Origin of the sequence: Candidatus Sulfotelmatobacter sp. (assembly GCA_036500765.1) — a bacterium.
Classification (GTDB): Bacteria; Acidobacteriota; Terriglobia; order Terriglobales; family Acidobacteriaceae; genus Sulfotelmatobacter.
This window is the reverse complement of sequence record DASYBM010000004.1, coordinates 2019700-2034516: the sequence shown is the minus strand read 5'-3', so window position 1 is coordinate 2034516 and position 14817 is coordinate 2019700. Positions and strand designations below refer to the sequence as shown.

Sequence of the window (14817 nt, the reverse complement as noted above, 5' to 3'; positions counted from 1 at the left end):
TCCGCAAAACTATGGCGTGAATTCGTAAATGGCGCCATCATTGCCGCTGCCACCGTGAACCGTCGCGCCGTAAAAATGCCCGGCCGAATCCAGAACCATTCCGTTGTATGCGAATCCCGGCTGCGGAGTCCCTGGGAATCGGTACGCCACGGACTCGGTCCACTTGCCTGTCGTGCCGCGCGTCATCTTGAAAATCACTCCGCAACTGCAAGCCGCTGCACCGCCATCGCTGGTGGTGCCGTAAAGATTTCCTGCGGCATCGGCGACCAGGCTGCTGATGGGACTGGAGCCGTCCTGCCCCCCTTTGAAGCTGTAAAGCACGGTTTCGGTCCAGGTTCCGTTGGTGCGCGTCAACTTGTAGACCGTGCCCACGTCATAAACCCCGGCGTAATAAGTAGTGCCGTAGAGATTTCCTGCCTTGTCGGAGATTACGCCGCCGTAAGGCAACGCGCCGTCGGGCTGATCTTTGAAGGCGTAAAGAGTTGTGAGCCGCCATTTCCCCTGCGTCAGCGACATCTCGTAGACCGTGCCGAAGCCGTTCGCGCCTCCGACGGTGCAGACGCCAAAGAGATTTCCAGCGGCGTCAATCAGCAGCGGGCTCGCGGATCCTCCTCCACCGTCGTTTCCGCCGGTGAAGGTGTGGATTACTCCGAACGCCCACCCGCCAGTCCCGTTCTGCTTTAACTCGTAGACCACACCCATACCATTGACACCACCCGTAGGAGTCGTGCCGTAGATATTTCCGTGCGTATCGATCGCCACCGGACTGCCTGGACCCGAGCCGTCGCTACCGAGGAAGGTATGAACTACACTTTGCGTCCAGGTTCCGCCAGAATTCATCAGTTTGAAAACTACGCCGCAGCCGCCCTCGCACGATCCGCCGCCGCCAGTTACGGCCGTGCCATAGAGATTTCCTTGCGCATCGAGTGTGACGCCCTTGTAGGGCTCTCCGCCGTCGGTGCCTCCGGTGAAGTTGTAAAGCACCGTGTGCACGCCAGCCGGCGTGACCTGGAAGATGGTGCCACCACCGAAGGTTCCGCCCTGAACTGATGTGCCGTACAAGTTGCCGGCGCTGTCGGCCACCAATTCCGTGTCGGTGTACTCGCCGTCAGCATTGCCAGCGAAGCTGTAGATTAATTTCGTCGTGCTGGCGGCCCAGGCAGCAGTCACCAGGCACGCGGTCGCGCTAACAATTGCCAATATGTTCCTCACAAATCGCATGAAAGGCCGGCTTCCCATGTTCCCTCCAAGAATGCAGCTCCGATTGAACAGGCTACGTTATCGGTAGCGGGTTAGAACTTTAGCATGAATTCGAAGGGGACACATTGACCGCAAGGCGCGAAAATGATATCATGATATCATTTGGCGGGAGGCGCTCAGCCATGGCACAGCTTGTAGTCCGAAACCTTGAAGATCGTGTGAAAACCCGCCTGCAACGCCGCGCGCGGCGCAATGGCCGCAGCATGGAAGAAGAAGTGCGGGATATTCTCCGTAGCGCGGTGAACACGCCGAAAGCGCCCGCCGCTGGACTGGGAACACGAATCGCGGCAATATTCAAAGGCAAAGGGCTCGACTTCGAGATTCCAGAATTGCGCGGATATCCGGTCAAACCCGTTAGTTTTGACGACGAAGCATGATTGTTCTCGATACAAATGTCGTTTCAGCTCTCATGTATGACGTCCCCGACCCAAAGGTGTCGGAATGGCTTGACAAACAGCCGGAGTTCTCAATCTGGACCACATCAGTCACGATCTTCGAGATCCAATCCGGCCTACTAGTCATGCCGGCCGGAAAGAGGAGATCAGCTCTGTCTGAGGCGTTCGAACGGCTGCTAGGCGAAATCGACCACCGAATTTCTTTTTTTGACGAAGAAGCAGCCAGGCAAGCTGCCCAACTCAACGCCTATCGGCAGAAAAAGGGAACCGTGGTAGAGCTGCGCGACACTATGATTGCGGGTATTGCGCTCGCCCATCATGCGAGTTTGGCGACCCGTAACACAGCGCACTTTAGTGACATTGCTACCACGATCATCAATCCTTGGACGGCATAAAATGTAGCCTGCCGTGATATTCTATTAACTCCAGCTGCGCACCGTCTTGGCGGAATTCCTCGCAGGTCCTGAAGAAGTTACAACGAAACCATGCTTTCAGTCAGCAATGTGTCGATGCGCTACGGCGCCAAAATACTGTTCGATGAAGTCTCTACGGCGTTCACGCCGGGCAAACGCTATGGCCTGACCGGGCCCAACGGCGCGGGCAAATCTACGTTCATGAAACTGCTCAGCGGAGAACTTGAGCCGCAAAAAGGCACGGTCGTCCGTCCGCGCAAGGTGGGCGTGTTGAGCCAGGATCAATTCGCCTTCGACGCCTATTCCGCGATCGACACCGTCATTATGGGCAATAAGCGCCTGTGGGCTGCCATGCAGGAGCGCGACGCCATCTACGAGAAGCCGGAAATGACCGACGCCGACGGCATGAAGCTCGGAGAACTTGAAGGCATTGTCGGCGAAGAAGACGGCTACACCGCCGAGAGCGACGCCGCTATTTTGCTCCAAGGCCTCGACATTCCCGATGAACTGCACACCCGCAAAATGGCAGAACTCCAGGGCGGACAGAAAGTTCGTGTGCTGCTGGCGCAAGCTCTCTTCGGCCATCCCCAGGCGCTGCTGCTTGACGAACCTACGAACCATCTTGATCTCGACTCGATTCACTGGCTGCAAGGATTTCTCAACGTCTACGACGGCGTTGTGATCGCCATCTCGCACGATCGCCACTTTTTGAACAGCATCTGCACTCACATCGCCGACATCGATTACGAAACCATCATCACCTACACCGGCACCTACGACGACATGGTCGTGGCCAAGACGCAGGTGCGCTCGCAGATCGAATCGCAGAACGCGCAGCGGGAAAAGAAAATCTCGCAGTTGAATGAATTTATCGCGCGCTTCGCTGCCGGCACACGCTCCAGTCAGGTGCAGTCGCGGCGTAAGGAAGTCGAGCGCCTTCAGGTCACTGAACTCGCCAGGTCCAACATCGCACGTCCCTTCATCAAGTTCGAACAGAAACGCCCTTCGGGGAAGCACATCCTCGAAATCGAGCATCTCGGCAAGGCTTATGGCGACAATTCCGTGATCCGCGACTTTACTGCCAGCATCATCCGCGGCGAACGCATCGCGCTCATGGGACGCAACGGAGCAGGGAAGACCACGCTGTTGAATGCGCTGCTGGCGAATTCTCCTACCACGCCGGACGCCGAGCTCCGCAAGACCAGCGGTTACGATGGACCCTTTGTCGACTCCGGCAAGGTGATCTGGGGACACGAAGCGTCGATCGGCTACTTCGCGCAAGATCACCGCAGCCTGATCGAAGGCGGCACGACCGCGATCGAATGGCTGCATCAGTGGGACGGCGCGGCCGTCACCGAAGAACTACGTGGAATCCTAGGGCAAATGCTGTTCCAGCGCGAGGAAGCTACAAAATCTACTAGCGTTCTCTCCGGTGGAGAAGCTGCGCGCCTGCTCTTTTGCAAACTCATGCTCCAGAAACCGAACGTCCTCGTGCTCGACGAACCGACCAATCACCTGGACCTCGAATCCATCAATGCGCTGAACATCTCTTTGCAGCGCTATCAGGGGACCGTTTTTCTTGTGACCCACGATCACGACCTGATCGACGAAGTGGCGACCCGCATCTGGCACTTCGAGAGCGACCACAAAATCACCGACTTCAAGGGCACTTACGAGGATTACCAGGCGGCTGTAGCTGTGTAGTGCGTATTTGCACCACGTCCGCGGCATGTAAATTAACCAGGTTCTCCACAGGTTTTTGCACCGTTAGCTGTTGCGTTCTCACCCCAAAGTTGCAGATAATGTTCGCGAACATTTATTTGTAGGTCTGGTTGTGTGCTGCCGTGTACAGTCGAACTGATTTACTGAGGATTCTTCACGTGACCCCGCGCCAGTTGGCCAACTGGGAGCGGAATGGCCTGATAACGTCCGCGGAAGCTTATTCTTTTTCCGATCTCCTGGAAATTAAAAAGGTGCGCGACCTGTGCGCCATGAGCGTGCGCCCGGCGGTGATTCGCCAGTCGCTGGATGCCATGCGCAAGCAGGCTGCGGGGGTGGAGAAGCCGCTGCTCGAAGCGGGAGCATCGTCGACGAGTAAGCATCGCGTGGCCTTCCGCCACCAAGGCAGATTGCTGGAGCCAATCGCAGGCCAGTTCCTGATGGACTTTTCCGAGCGCGAGAAGGTCGTGACCAGCACGCCGGTGCCGCGGTCTGAGCCCACTCCGCGCGAGAGCGAAGTAGCCGCGTGGTTTGCGCGGGGCATTGCCCTCGAAGAGAATCTCAATACGCAGCCTGAGGCCATTGCCGCATACCATCAGGTGCTCGAAATTCAACCGGCGCATGCGGCCGCGCATATCAACCTGGGCACGCTGTACTACAATCGCCAGGAATTCGCGCTTGCCGAACGCCACTACCGTCGGGCTATCGAAGCCGATGCGCGCTACGCCCTGGCTTACTTCGACCTCGGAAACGTGCTCGACGAAACTGGCCGCGTGCAGGAAGCGATCCAGACTTATAAGACTGCTCTGCAACTTGCTCCTACTTATGCCGACGCGCACTACAATCTGGCGCTGGCCTATGAGAAGGTTCGCGAGCCACGCAAGGCGCTCAAGCACTGGCAGGCCTACGTCAAGCTCGATACTTCAGGGCCCTGGTCAGTGCACGCGCGCAGCCAGATCAAGCGCATCCTGCAAGCGGATGCACTGAAGCTGATTCATTCCCGTCCCCGCTAAAGGTACGGCTCACAAAACATCCCCGTCTTCCGGTGCTAAAATTGCTGGTTTGCCATCTTAGTTTTCGAAGGTGCCCCCATGCCCGAGACCACACTGCAAGCCTCTGTTCCCCCTCCGCTAACCACTCTCACCGAAGATGAAATTCTCTTCCGCGACAACATCCGCCAGTTCGCCGACGAGAAGATTCGTCCTCTGGTGAAGGAGATGGATGAGAAGGGCGTCTTCGAGAAGGATCTCATCCACGATTTTTTCCAGCTAGGCCTGATGGGCATCGAAATTCCCGAACAATTCGGCGGAGGCGGCGCTAAGTTTTTCGAGGCGATCCTTGCCGTGGAAGAACTTTCACGCGTGGATGCTTCCTCCGGCGTCATCGTCGACGTGCAGAACACTCTGGTGAACAACGCGCTGCTGCGCTGGGGCAACGAAGAACAGAAGAAGCGGTTTCTGCCGAAAATGGCTACAGAAACCGTAGGCGCCTATGCTTTGAGCGAAGCAGGCTCCGGCTCCGACGCTTTCGCCTTACAGACCCGGGCTGTGCTCCAAGGCGCCGAGTATGTGCTGAACGGCCGTAAGCTCTGGATCACCAACGGCAAAGAAGCCGGGTTATTCGTCCTGTTCGCCAGCATCGATCCCGCCGCAGGATATAAAGGCATCACGGCATTTCTGATCGAGAAAGATTTCCCCGGGTTCACTGTAGGAAAAAAGGAGGACAAGCTCGGCATCCGCGCGTCATCTACCTGCGAACTGATTCTGGAAGACTGCCGCGTACCCAAACAAAACGTGCTCGGCGAGCCCGGCAAAGGTTACAAGATCGCGATTGAAACGCTGAACGAAGGCCGCATCGGCATTGGAGCGCAGATGATCGGGTTGGCCCGCGGGGCCTGGGAATTCGCCTGCAAGTATGCCGTGGAGCGCAAGCAGTTCGGCAAATCGATCTCTGAATTTCAGGGCATCCAGTTTCAGATTGCCCAAATGGCCACCGAGATCGAGGCCGCGCGTCTCATGGTTTACAACTGCGCCCGCATGAAAGACGCCGGAGTCAATTTCGTAAAAGAGGCAGCCATGACCAAGTTGTTCGCCTCACAAGTTGCCGAGCGCGTGACTTCGCTGGCTATCGAAATTTACGGCGGCTACGGATTTACCAAAGACTATCCCGTCGAAAAATACTGGCGCGACGCCAAGATCGGCAAGATTTACGAAGGAACGTCGAACATGCAACTGGCCACCATCGCCAAACTGGTGCTGGGCAAATAAACTTCCAAGCAAATCGTGCTCTCGGGGCCGGCGATCCTACTGCGGGTCGAAACGAAGTTCGAGGGGTTCTTTGGTTTCAGAGTTGGCGGGGGCAAATTTCCATTTGTAGACCGCATCTTGTGCTGCCTGAATGAGAACCGGGCTGCCGCCCATGGGTTGGACCGACTTTACAGTTCCATCCGCCGCCACGATGGCCAACACTTTTACGGTTCCCGCGAGGTTCATTCTCTTCGCAATATCAGGATAGGAGGGGTTTACTTTCCGTACTATCCGCCGCAGTTCCGCTGAAAGTTGTGCGTTCTGGGCGATGGCTGTTCCAAAACCAGTAGAAAGGAGGAGAAATAGTATCGAAACGTACCGCGTCCGCATGATTGGGTCCCTGAGAAAAGTAGTATTCGACTTCTGTGAGAATCTTAAGAGATTGCCGCCTTCCACAAAAGTGACTGGGGTAACGGCGGTCGACCGTAAGACGGCTTGCGCATCGGCCAAGCTTGAATGAAAACAAGACTGACTCCTTGCCTGGGGGTGGCACCAATGTGGGTTTCTCATATTGTGCATTCAGTTGCACATCCTTCTGTCTTTCATGGCGTGTGCTGGCATGATAACTAGCGTCTTATCAGGTGGTTAAAAGGATCCCTCCCATTGGCTCTCGGGGTGCAATTCCCGATGTGCCGACAATTTTGCGGCAAAGACCGGAGTGCCATTTGACGACTTTATTCGCTATTGACGCCTTACCCGCCGTGCCTGCAACCGACGCTCCCGCTGTTGCTAACAAGCGTGGCTGGTTACCGCTGTTGACCGTGCTGTTTCTGATCTCCTACGGCCTGATGACCATGCTGATCGTGGAGCAAGGACGAACCATCGAATCGCAGCGCGCCCTGATTCGCGAACTCTTCCGCGACAGCACTGAATTGTCTGCCGCAAAAAAGAACTTACAGGATCGTGCTCAATCGCTCTCGGCCCAGACCCAGGCCGCAGATACCCAAACCCCGCCTTCCCAGGCTCAGCCCAAACCAGCCCCGTCGACCCAGACATCAGCCAGTCCGGCCCCGTCTTCCCAGGGATCGCGACAACAACGCGCCCAAAACCAATCAGCCAAGCAGAAGCCCGATTTCAAGATGCCTTCGAAACCGGAACCAGATCTGATTGACGATGTCCGCACTTTAATCACGATATAAACTTCGCGATCGTATTAGCGATGCGTAAATTTAGCGAATTTCAGTTGGAGATTTGAAAGCACGATTGCAAAAAGTTTCTTAGCACCTGAACATTGCCGCACTTTCGTTCTGTGAGCGAGCATTCGTAAGTAGAAAGTCGGAAACCGATGAAGGTCCTGACCCTAGCCTTGTTGTTCAGTCTGCCGGCGGTCCCCTTGTCGCCGCAAAAACCCATGCCGCAGCCCATTACTCAGATCACCAAACATTCCAAAGGCGGGCGCTGGTACTTTGCCGCCTCCGGGCACGCCGTCTACTGTTACGGCCCCGTGATGACGCTGCCGCGTGCCAACGGTGAGTTGCAGCGAGTCGCCACCTTCTGCCGCGACGGCAGCGCGGTCGTCCCACTGAAAGACTAATAAGGCCGATCAGCCCCAGTTCATTTTTGTCATTCCGGGCGCCTTGTTCTTGGGGCGAGGAAGCTTCTTTTTCTGCGCGCCCTGCGCCCGCGCGGAGGTTCGATGCGACAATAGATTCAACCATGCCTGAACTACCTGAAGTCGAAACCATTGCTCGCGGTCTGGCCAAGCGCGTGACAGGAGATAGTGTCGAATCGGTATGGCTCGGTCAGAAGACAGAGCCGCTGAAATCCCCTGCGCCGGTAATCGCCGCGACCTTGGAGCGCAGCCGCATCACCGCAATCCGCCGCATGGGTAAGCACATCGTGTTCGATCTGGAACGAGATGGTGTGGAGCGGGCGCTTTCGTCCGCTAAAAGCCAGAAATCGTGGCAAAAACCGAGAGGGACGCCAGCATCGTCAACCTTAGAAGCGGGTGGGGGCGCTATCCGCACTCAAGCCCAATGGATCGTGCATCTCGGCATGACGGGCAGCCTGCGCGTTTGTGAGCCCGAAGCGGAAGTGGCGAAGCACACCCACGCCATTCTCAAATTATCTTCTGGAAGGGAACTGCGGTTTGTAGATCCGCGTCGTTTCGGTCGCCTGAGCGTGGCCCCGGCTGGAGATTTCGACGCCACCGGCATCGAACCGCTTGAGGCCGATCTGGACCGCTTCCTCAGGTTGTTCCGGGGCCGCAAGACTCCCATCAAGAGCGCCTTGCTCAACCAGAGTCTTCTGCGCGGGGTCGGCAACATTTATGCCGACGAATCTTTATTCCGCGCCGGTCTTCGTCCCCGCCGCCGCGTGTCGACGATCACGCGTGAGCAAATGGCGAAACTTTTGCTCGCGGTGAAAGAAGTGCTTAACGAAGCAATCGCTCTGGGCGGCTCGTCGATCTCCGACTACGTCGACCCCGACGGCGAAGAAGGATTCTTCCAGCTCCGGCATCGCGTCTACGCCCGCGAGGGCGAGCCGTGCCTCATCTGCAAGGCCCGGATCAAGCGAGTCGTTATCGCCGGACGCAGCAGCCACTACTGCCCGCAATGCCAGAAATAATTGTTGACTGACGATTTACCGATTGCGGATTAAACGTCCCAGTACAGCCGGCTTTCAATCGGCAATCAAAAATCAACAATTCTGGTACTCTCATTCCCATGCCCGACTTTTCCATTGGAGTCGATCTAGGCGGCACCAACCTCCGCATCGCCGCCGTCAGCACCGAGGGCCATCTGCTCGAAAAGATTACTCTCGGCGTCAAAGTCGCCCTCGGACGCGACCACGTCATTGGAGAAATGTGCGATGCGATTCTCCGTCTTATTGCGCAATATCATGACAGTGGCCGGTTCGTGGGCGCGGGCATTGGCGTCCCCGGAATCATCGACATGGAAACCGGAATGATGCGCATGTCGGCGAATCTTCCCGGCTGGTCCGACTATCCTGTGCGCGATGAAATCGAACGCCGCCTGGGCGCGCGCGTCTTCCTCGACAACGATGCCAAGATGGCGGCCCTCGGTGAAAAATGGATGGGAGCGGGGCGCGACGTCGACAACATGGCGATGATCACCTTGGGGACCGGTATCGGTGGAGCCATCATTCTGAACGGTAAAATTTTCTACGGCATGAATGGCATGGCCGGCGAATTCGGACACGTTACCGTCGAACCGAACGGCGAGCCCTGCGGCTGCGGCAATCACGGCTGCGCCGAACGCTACGCTTCCGCAACCGCGGTCGTGCGCATGGCGCGCGAGGCCATCGACTCCGGCCAGGCGCCCGCCCTCGCGCAGGCCGCCAGTTCCGACCCGGAGTTCAACGCGCGGTCCATCTATAGTCTCGCAATCCAGGGCAACGAAGATGCACAGCGCATCTTCCACCGTTTTGGAGAAGTATTAGGAATAGTTCTGGCAGGTCTCATCAACGTCTTGAATCTCGATATGTTTGTGATTGGGGGCGGCGTGGTCGATGCATGGGACGCATTCGCGCCAAAGATGTTTGCCGAGCTGCGCGACCGCTCGTTGGTTTACGCCGCCACCGCTCCCGAAGATCTAACAGGAAAAAAGCAAGGCGCGTCAGCGCAGATTGCCGCCTACACCCGGAAGAAAACGATCATCACCCGTGCCCTGCTAGGCAGCGACGCCGGCTTGTACGGCGCCGCCAGAGTTCCCGCGTCGTGACTTGGCAGCGGGACGCTTGGCTGGGCTCACTACCCGACGCCCCTGATCTTCCGCGCCGCCCGCAGAAACATCTCATTCTGTTCCGGCGTTCCAATGCTAACCCGGATGCAATTTGGAGCGCTCCACGCTCCCAACGGGCGTACGCTGACCCCTTCATCTCTCAGCCGGCCTACGAAGCCGGCAGCCTCTTCTCCCAAGTCGCAATAAAGAAAATTCGCAGAGGTCGGCACTACGCGAAATCCCAGCTCTGACATTCCCACGCCTAGTATCTGTGCCTGAGACGCGTTATTCGAGACGACCCGGTCGATATGATTCAAATCGTCGAGCGCCGCCACGGCTGCGGCCTGCGCCACCGAGGAGACCGAGAATGTGTCGCGCATGCGCGCGCAATATGCCAGCAGCTCTGCCGGACCCAGTCCGTATCCCACGCGCAAGCCTGCGAGGCCGTGCGCCTTCGAAAATGTGCGCAGCACAATTACGCTCGCGCCCTGCCGCAGGTAATTCAGCGACCGGGAATACTGCACTTTGCGGCGCGCGGCGAAGTGCGTTGCAAATTCGAAGTACGCCTCGTCGAGCACCACCACGACGTGACCAGGAACTTCCGCAATAAACTTGTCGACCGCATCGGCGTCGACCATGGTCCCAGTTGGATTGTTTGGATTCGCCAGGAATACGATGCGCGTGTCTTCGTTGATCGCTCCCAGAATCGCGTCGAGGTCGAACCTATCCTCGCGCATTGGAGTTTCAATCAACTGCGCTCCAGTGGCGTGCACCGCCATCGCATAAACGATGAATGATCGTTCGCTCGTCACCGCATTCCGTCCAGGCGCCAACATCGTCTGGCAGAGCAGGCCGAGCAATGCGGTCGAACCCGCCGTCACCAGCACTTGTTCGATCGACACGTCGTGATGCCCGGCTAGTTTGCGGCGCAACTCAGTGCAATCATCGTCCGGGTAGGCGTGCGCCGACACCAGAGCAGATTGCATCGCCTCTATCGCTCGCGGCGATGGACCAAAGGGGTTTTCGTTGGAATCAAGTTTGATAAGGCGCGGCTGAAGTTCAGCGGCAGATCGCTTGGCTCGCGGCGTTGAATGGAATCCATCCATCTCGCGCGCCGGTCTCGAAACCAGATCAAAAAATCGGCTCATGCTCGCAATGGGTCACTTCACGGGTTTACTTGATTATTGGCTTCGTATTGCTGGCGGACTTTAATTTCTCGATCTCTCTCAGCGTGAGCGAACGAAACTTGCCGGGAGGAACATCGAGCGTGAGCGGTCCGTAGCGAACGCGTTTGATCTTTTCGACGTGATGCCCAACCGTCTCAAACATGCGCCGAATCTGGCGGTTCCGACCCTCGACCAGCGTGATCTCATACCACGGGTTCGCCGCCTCTTTCACCACGCGCACTAAAGCCGGTCCCGTCTTCACGCGTTTTCCGTCATCGGTTGCGATCGATACTCCGGCTCGCAACTTCTCGATCGCCTCCGCCTTCGGCGTGCCTGCGACTTTCACGACGTAAGTCTTGGCCACATGCGAAGCCGCTTTCATCAGGGTGTGCGCGAGTTCACCGTCGTTGGTCAGAAGGAGCAAGCCTTCGCTCGCGTAGTCGAGACGACCGATCGGATAGACGCGCCCCTTCACACCACGAATCAAATCCATCACGGTGGGCCGCTTTTCCGGATCGCTCATCGTGGTCACGTATCCCTTGGGTTTGTTCAGCAGAAGATACGTGTGGCGCTGGGCCCCGTGAAGCAGCTTTCCGTTTACGCGCACGTGATCGGTTTCCGGATCGGCTTTCGTGCCCAGTTCGGTGACCACCGTCCCGTTCACCTGCACCTGCCCCGCCGAGATTAACTTCTCGGCCGTGCGCCGCGACGCGACTCCGGCAGCAGCGATAATTTTTTGCAGGCGCTCCAGCGGCATAATTAAAATTCCAATCCCGTGCGGAGCGTGAAGTCAACCGCCACGGAGAGGCGAAAACAATCTAGCCCAGCGCTTCAGCGCTGGGTAAGCACAAAATGAGGAACAAGTCCCGGAGGGACGACACAAGCGCCTACCCCGCGTTCTCGGCTTCCTGCACGCTCTCCGACGACTCTGCCTCGGATGACTGATCGTTCTTTCCGCGCACGGCAGATTCTGCCAACTCAGCCTCCGCCGGAATCAACTCCGCATGAAACGACTCCGCCACCAACTTCTCGAACTCCTCCATGCTGGGCAACTCGCTTATATCTTTCAATCCAAAACGCATCAAAAACTCTTTGGTCGTTTTATAAAGAATCGGGCGCCCGATCACCTGCTTGCGCCCCGCCGTCGTAATCAGCTTGCGATCCAGCAGCGTCCCAATCACTCCACCCGAGTCGACGCCGCGAACATCGTTAATCTCCGGCACCGTCACCGGCTGCTTGTAGGCAATCACGGCGAGCGTTTCCAGCGCCGGCAGCGACAGCCGGATGGGCGGCTTCAGGCTCTTTGCGAACGCCCGCACCACTTCATGCTGCTCCGGCTTGGTCGACATGCGATAGCCGCCCGCAACCTGCCGAATCTCGATGCCGTGATCGGGCGAGTCAAATTGCCCGACCAACTCTTCGAGGCTGGAGCGCACCCGCGACTTAATTTCAGCCTCGTCCCCCGCTCCCTGTGCAATCACAGTCTCTTTCACGAGTTGGGTGATCTGCTCCAGCGTGATCGGCGTCTCCGCCGCATAAATAATGGCTTCGAGTTGAGCTTTTAAGGGCATAGTGGTTAGTGATCGGTGTCTAGCGATCGGTGACTAGTAACAAATCGAGCTGGCCGGCCACTGACCTCTAATCACCGACCACTACTTTTATCGCCAGTCGTCTCGCACCGCCGACTGCTCTTTCATGATCTCGTCGAAGTGCGTGTGCTTGCGCACCGCGATTTCGCCGAACAATTTTTCCTGCCGCACCTGGATCGCCTGCAACCGCACCATCTCAAGCAGCGCCAGGAACATGCACACCAGCGCCTGCCGCGATGGAACCCGCATCAGCAACTGCTTCAACCGAATCGGCTGATCTTCCAGCGAAAGCCGCCGCCGCAGATAGTCAATCATCTGCCCGACCGTGACAGTTTCCTCGTCGACATTCAGCACGGGACGCGTGCGCACCCGCTCCAGCACCTGTTGAAACGTCTTGACCAGGTCGATGACGTCCGCCTCAATTTCTGGCTCGGTACCTTCCGCATCCATGAATTCCTTCAGCGAAGGATTCGACAGCACCGCGTCTTCGATCTGCTGTTTTTGCAAGAGCATCTGCGCCGCCGACTTGAATTTTTCATGCTCCAGCAGTCGGTTGACTAATTCACTCCGCGGATCTTCCTGCTCCTCCGGCGTCGCAGCCGGATCGCGCGGCAGCAGCATCTTCGACTTGATGTGAATCAGCACCGCCGCCATGTATATAAATTCGGCCGCTACGTTCACATCGAGTTCGCGAATTTTCTCCACGTATGCCAGATACTGCGCCGTAATCTTCGCGATCGGAATGTCGTAGATGTCGATGTCCTGCTTACGAATCAGGTCGAGCAGCAGGTCGAGCGGTCCCTCGTAAACATCGGTGACGGCAACGGCAAAAGGAGAATCGCTCTCTTCCCTCTTGGCCGCGATCTTGGATGGCGCAACCGCGGACGCGACCGCGACGATTCCAGGCAAGGAGTTTCCCCGCTCATCCGCCGAAACGAGTTTAGAGTTCTCCGTCATCATTTTCTGACTATCAACACTCCTCGGCTTTGTCGTCCCGAGATTCTTTGTCCGAGCGAAGCGAGGAACCTGCTTTTGTCTGCGCCTGCTACGGATTCTTCCCCACGTTCAGCCCTTCATACTCCAGCGACATCCCCATCGCCGCGCGCACATCGTCCATCGTCTCGCCCGCCGCCTTGCGCGCCCGCTCCGTGCCTGCCTCCAGAATATCCCATGCCAGCCGCGGATTCTCCTCAAATTTCCTGCGCCGCTCCTGCATCGGATTCAGAAGCGTCACCAGCGCGTCGGCGGCCCAGCTTTTGCACTCGATGCATCCAATTCCCGCCGACCGGCAGCCGTCATTTACTCTTGCCATCGTTTCTTGGTTGCTGAAAATCTTATGCAGATCGCCCACCGGACACACATCTGGATTCCCCGGATCCGACCGCCGCACTCGCGCCGGGTCGGTCACCATTGTCTTCAACTTCTGCCGCACCACCGGCTCCGGATCGGTCAGCATAATTGCATTGCCGTATGACTTCGACATCTTGCGCCCATCCGTCCCCGGCAACTTCGCGGCTGGGGTCAGCAGCGCCTTGGGCTCGGGAAAAACGTCCCTAGACTTGCCGTAGAACCCATTGAACCTCCGCGCAATTTCCCGCGTCAGCTCCACATGCGCAACCTGATCCTCGCCCACCGGAACACAGTCGGCCTTATACACCAGAATGTCCGCCGATTGCAGTACGGGATATCCCAGAAATCCGTAGGTCCCCAGATCTTTGTCCTTGATATTTTCGCGCTGTTCTTTATATGTCGGCACGCGCTCCAGCCAGCCCAGCGGCGTGATCATGGAAAACAGCAAGTGCAACTCGGCATGCGCCGGCACATGCGACTGAATAAAGATGACCGACTTTTCGGGATCAAGCCCCGCCGCGAGCCAATCCAGCGTGACCTCGAGAGAATTTTCCTTCACCTTCGAAGTGTCGGCGTAATCGGTGGTGAGCGCATGCCAGTCGGCCACCATGAAAAAACAGTCGTACTCGTCCTGCATGCGAACCCAGTTCTGCAGCGCACCCACGTAATTGCCAAGGTGTAGCTTCCCGGTCGAGCGCATCCCGCTGAGCACGCGCTGACGAGATTGTGAGCGATTTGCTGAAGATGGAGTCATTAATGGATGAGGCCCCGCGCCGCCAGCGGATCAGCCGCGGCAGGGCTGTACGAGCGGATCAACTGTTGAAGTCTCATGCAGGGCTGACTTCGATACTATCACGCGGGTTCAAGCGGTTTTAGGTTTCCGGCGCTCGGCTTCGGGAAAATCGCCAGTCCGCAGAGCCAATAAAAAACGAAGCC

Annotated in this window: 16 protein-coding genes; 9 read left to right on the top strand and 7 right to left on the bottom strand. The window is 57.4% G+C overall.

All coding sequences use genetic code 11. The annotated features are described in order from the left end of the window. Positions 1 to 9 precede the first annotated feature (9 nt). The gene (locus VGM18_11500; protein HEY3973623.1) at positions 10 to 1200 is read right to left on the bottom strand and encodes a choice-of-anchor tandem repeat GloVer-containing protein; all 1191 of its coding nucleotides are present in this window, start codon (positions 1198 to 1200) and stop codon (positions 10 to 12) included. 182 nt (positions 1201 to 1382) lie between these two features. On the opposite strand from VGM18_11500, the gene VGM18_11495 reads away from it, so the two are divergent. The 5 genes from VGM18_11495 (at position 1383) to VGM18_11475 (ending at position 6054) form a co-directional block, all read left to right on the top strand. Beyond that, on the top strand, positions 1383 to 1637 hold the full coding sequence (locus VGM18_11495) for a hypothetical protein (protein ID HEY3973622.1): 255 nt from the start codon (positions 1383 to 1385) through the stop codon (positions 1635 to 1637). Further along, on the top strand, positions 1634 to 2050 hold the full coding sequence (locus tag VGM18_11490; protein HEY3973621.1) for a type II toxin-antitoxin system VapC family toxin: 417 nt from the start codon (positions 1634 to 1636) through the stop codon (positions 2048 to 2050). The genes VGM18_11495 and VGM18_11490 overlap by 4 nt, the downstream gene beginning before the upstream one ends. 90 nt (positions 2051 to 2140) lie before the next feature. Then, positions 2141 to 3772, top strand: a complete 1632-nt coding sequence (locus VGM18_11485) for an ATP-binding cassette domain-containing protein (protein ID HEY3973620.1) — start codon at positions 2141 to 2143, stop codon at positions 3770 to 3772. Positions 3773 to 3948: 176 nt separating this feature from the next. Next, a complete protein-coding gene (locus VGM18_11480; GenBank protein ID HEY3973619.1) occupies positions 3949 to 4800 on the top strand; it encodes a tetratricopeptide repeat protein in 852 nt (283 codons plus the stop codon). A gap of 78 nt (positions 4801 to 4878) precedes the next feature. Next, positions 4879 to 6054, top strand: a complete 1176-nt coding sequence (locus VGM18_11475; GenBank protein HEY3973618.1) for an acyl-CoA dehydrogenase — start codon at positions 4879 to 4881, stop codon at positions 6052 to 6054. A gap of 36 nt (positions 6055 to 6090) precedes the next feature. Here VGM18_11475 and VGM18_11470 read toward each other — a convergent pair whose 3' ends face one another. Next, positions 6091 to 6423 (bottom strand): energy transducer TonB, encoded by a 333-nt coding sequence (locus VGM18_11470; GenBank protein HEY3973617.1) that lies wholly within the window; start codon positions 6421 to 6423, stop codon positions 6091 to 6093. A 335-nt stretch (positions 6424 to 6758) separates the two neighbouring features. On the opposite strand from VGM18_11470, the gene VGM18_11465 reads away from it, so the two are divergent. The 4 genes from VGM18_11465 (at position 6759) to VGM18_11450 (ending at position 9776) form a co-directional block, all read left to right on the top strand. Then, entirely contained in the window at positions 6759 to 7232 is a 474-nt protein-coding gene (locus VGM18_11465) for a hypothetical protein (GenBank protein ID HEY3973616.1), read from the top strand. A gap of 146 nt (positions 7233 to 7378) precedes the next feature. Continuing rightward, positions 7379 to 7627, top strand: coding sequence for a hypothetical protein (locus tag VGM18_11460; protein HEY3973615.1), 249 nt, complete (start codon positions 7379 to 7381; stop codon positions 7625 to 7627). A gap of 122 nt (positions 7628 to 7749) precedes the next feature. Beyond that, entirely contained in the window at positions 7750 to 8661 is a 912-nt protein-coding gene (mutM, locus tag VGM18_11455; protein ID HEY3973614.1) for a bifunctional DNA-formamidopyrimidine glycosylase/DNA-(apurinic or apyrimidinic site) lyase, read from the top strand. A gap of 98 nt (positions 8662 to 8759) precedes the next feature. After that, positions 8760 to 9776 (top strand): ROK family protein, encoded by a 1017-nt coding sequence (locus VGM18_11450; GenBank protein ID HEY3973613.1) that lies wholly within the window; start codon positions 8760 to 8762, stop codon positions 9774 to 9776. 29 nt (positions 9777 to 9805) lie between these two features. Here the strand turns inward: VGM18_11450 and hisC are convergent, their stop codons facing one another. The 5 genes from hisC to trpS all read right to left on the bottom strand — a co-directional run bounded on the left by hisC (position 9806) and on the right by trpS (position 14635). Then, positions 9806 to 10882 (bottom strand): histidinol-phosphate transaminase, encoded by a 1077-nt coding sequence (hisC, locus tag VGM18_11445; GenBank protein ID HEY3973612.1) that lies wholly within the window; start codon positions 10880 to 10882, stop codon positions 9806 to 9808. A 67-nt stretch (positions 10883 to 10949) separates the two neighbouring features. After that, on the bottom strand, positions 10950 to 11699 hold the full coding sequence (locus VGM18_11440) for a pseudouridine synthase (protein ID HEY3973611.1): 750 nt from the start codon (positions 11697 to 11699) through the stop codon (positions 10950 to 10952). Positions 11700 to 11829: 130 nt separating this feature from the next. Further along, positions 11830 to 12513: an SMC-Scp complex subunit ScpB gene (gene scpB / locus VGM18_11435; protein ID HEY3973610.1), complete on the bottom strand. Its 684-nt coding sequence runs from the start codon at positions 12511 to 12513 to the stop codon at positions 11830 to 11832. Positions 12514 to 12600: 87 nt separating this feature from the next. Beyond that, positions 12601 to 13440, bottom strand: a complete 840-nt coding sequence (locus tag VGM18_11430; protein ID HEY3973609.1) for a segregation/condensation protein A — start codon at positions 13438 to 13440, stop codon at positions 12601 to 12603. Positions 13441 to 13576: 136 nt separating this feature from the next. Next, complete coding sequence (gene trpS, locus VGM18_11425; protein HEY3973608.1) at positions 13577 to 14635, bottom strand: tryptophan--tRNA ligase; 1059 nt, start codon at positions 14633 to 14635, stop codon at positions 13577 to 13579. Positions 14636 to 14817 lie beyond the last annotated feature (182 nt).

Excerpts from the sequence above, each read along its gene's own strand:
- VGM18_11495 (HEY3973622.1), top strand. The coding sequence starts at position 1,383 with ATGGCACAGCTTGTAGTCCGAAACCTTGAAGATCGTGTGAAAACCCGC.
- VGM18_11490 (HEY3973621.1), top strand. The coding sequence starts at position 1,634 with ATGATTGTTCTCGATACAAATGTCGTTTCAGCTCTCATGTATGACGTC.
- VGM18_11485 (HEY3973620.1), top strand. The coding sequence starts at position 2,141 with ATGCTTTCAGTCAGCAATGTGTCGATGCGCTACGGCGCCAAAATACTG.
- VGM18_11475 (HEY3973618.1), top strand. The coding sequence starts at position 4,879 with ATGCCCGAGACCACACTGCAAGCCTCTGTTCCCCCTCCGCTAACCACT.
- VGM18_11470 (HEY3973617.1), bottom strand. The coding sequence starts at position 6,423 with ATGCGGACGCGGTACGTTTCGATACTATTTCTCCTCCTTTCTACTGGT.
- VGM18_11460 (HEY3973615.1), top strand. The coding sequence starts at position 7,379 with ATGAAGGTCCTGACCCTAGCCTTGTTGTTCAGTCTGCCGGCGGTCCCC.
- mutM (HEY3973614.1), top strand. The coding sequence starts at position 7,750 with ATGCCTGAACTACCTGAAGTCGAAACCATTGCTCGCGGTCTGGCCAAG.
- VGM18_11450 (HEY3973613.1), top strand. The coding sequence starts at position 8,760 with ATGCCCGACTTTTCCATTGGAGTCGATCTAGGCGGCACCAACCTCCGC.
- hisC (HEY3973612.1), bottom strand. The coding sequence starts at position 10,882 with ATGGATGGATTCCATTCAACGCCGCGAGCCAAGCGATCTGCCGCTGAA.
- VGM18_11440 (HEY3973611.1), bottom strand. The coding sequence starts at position 11,699 with ATGCCGCTGGAGCGCCTGCAAAAAATTATCGCTGCTGCCGGAGTCGCG.
- scpB (HEY3973610.1), bottom strand. The coding sequence starts at position 12,513 with ATGCCCTTAAAAGCTCAACTCGAAGCCATTATTTATGCGGCGGAGACG.
- trpS (HEY3973608.1), bottom strand. The coding sequence starts at position 14,635 with ATGACTCCATCTTCAGCAAATCGCTCACAATCTCGTCAGCGCGTGCTC.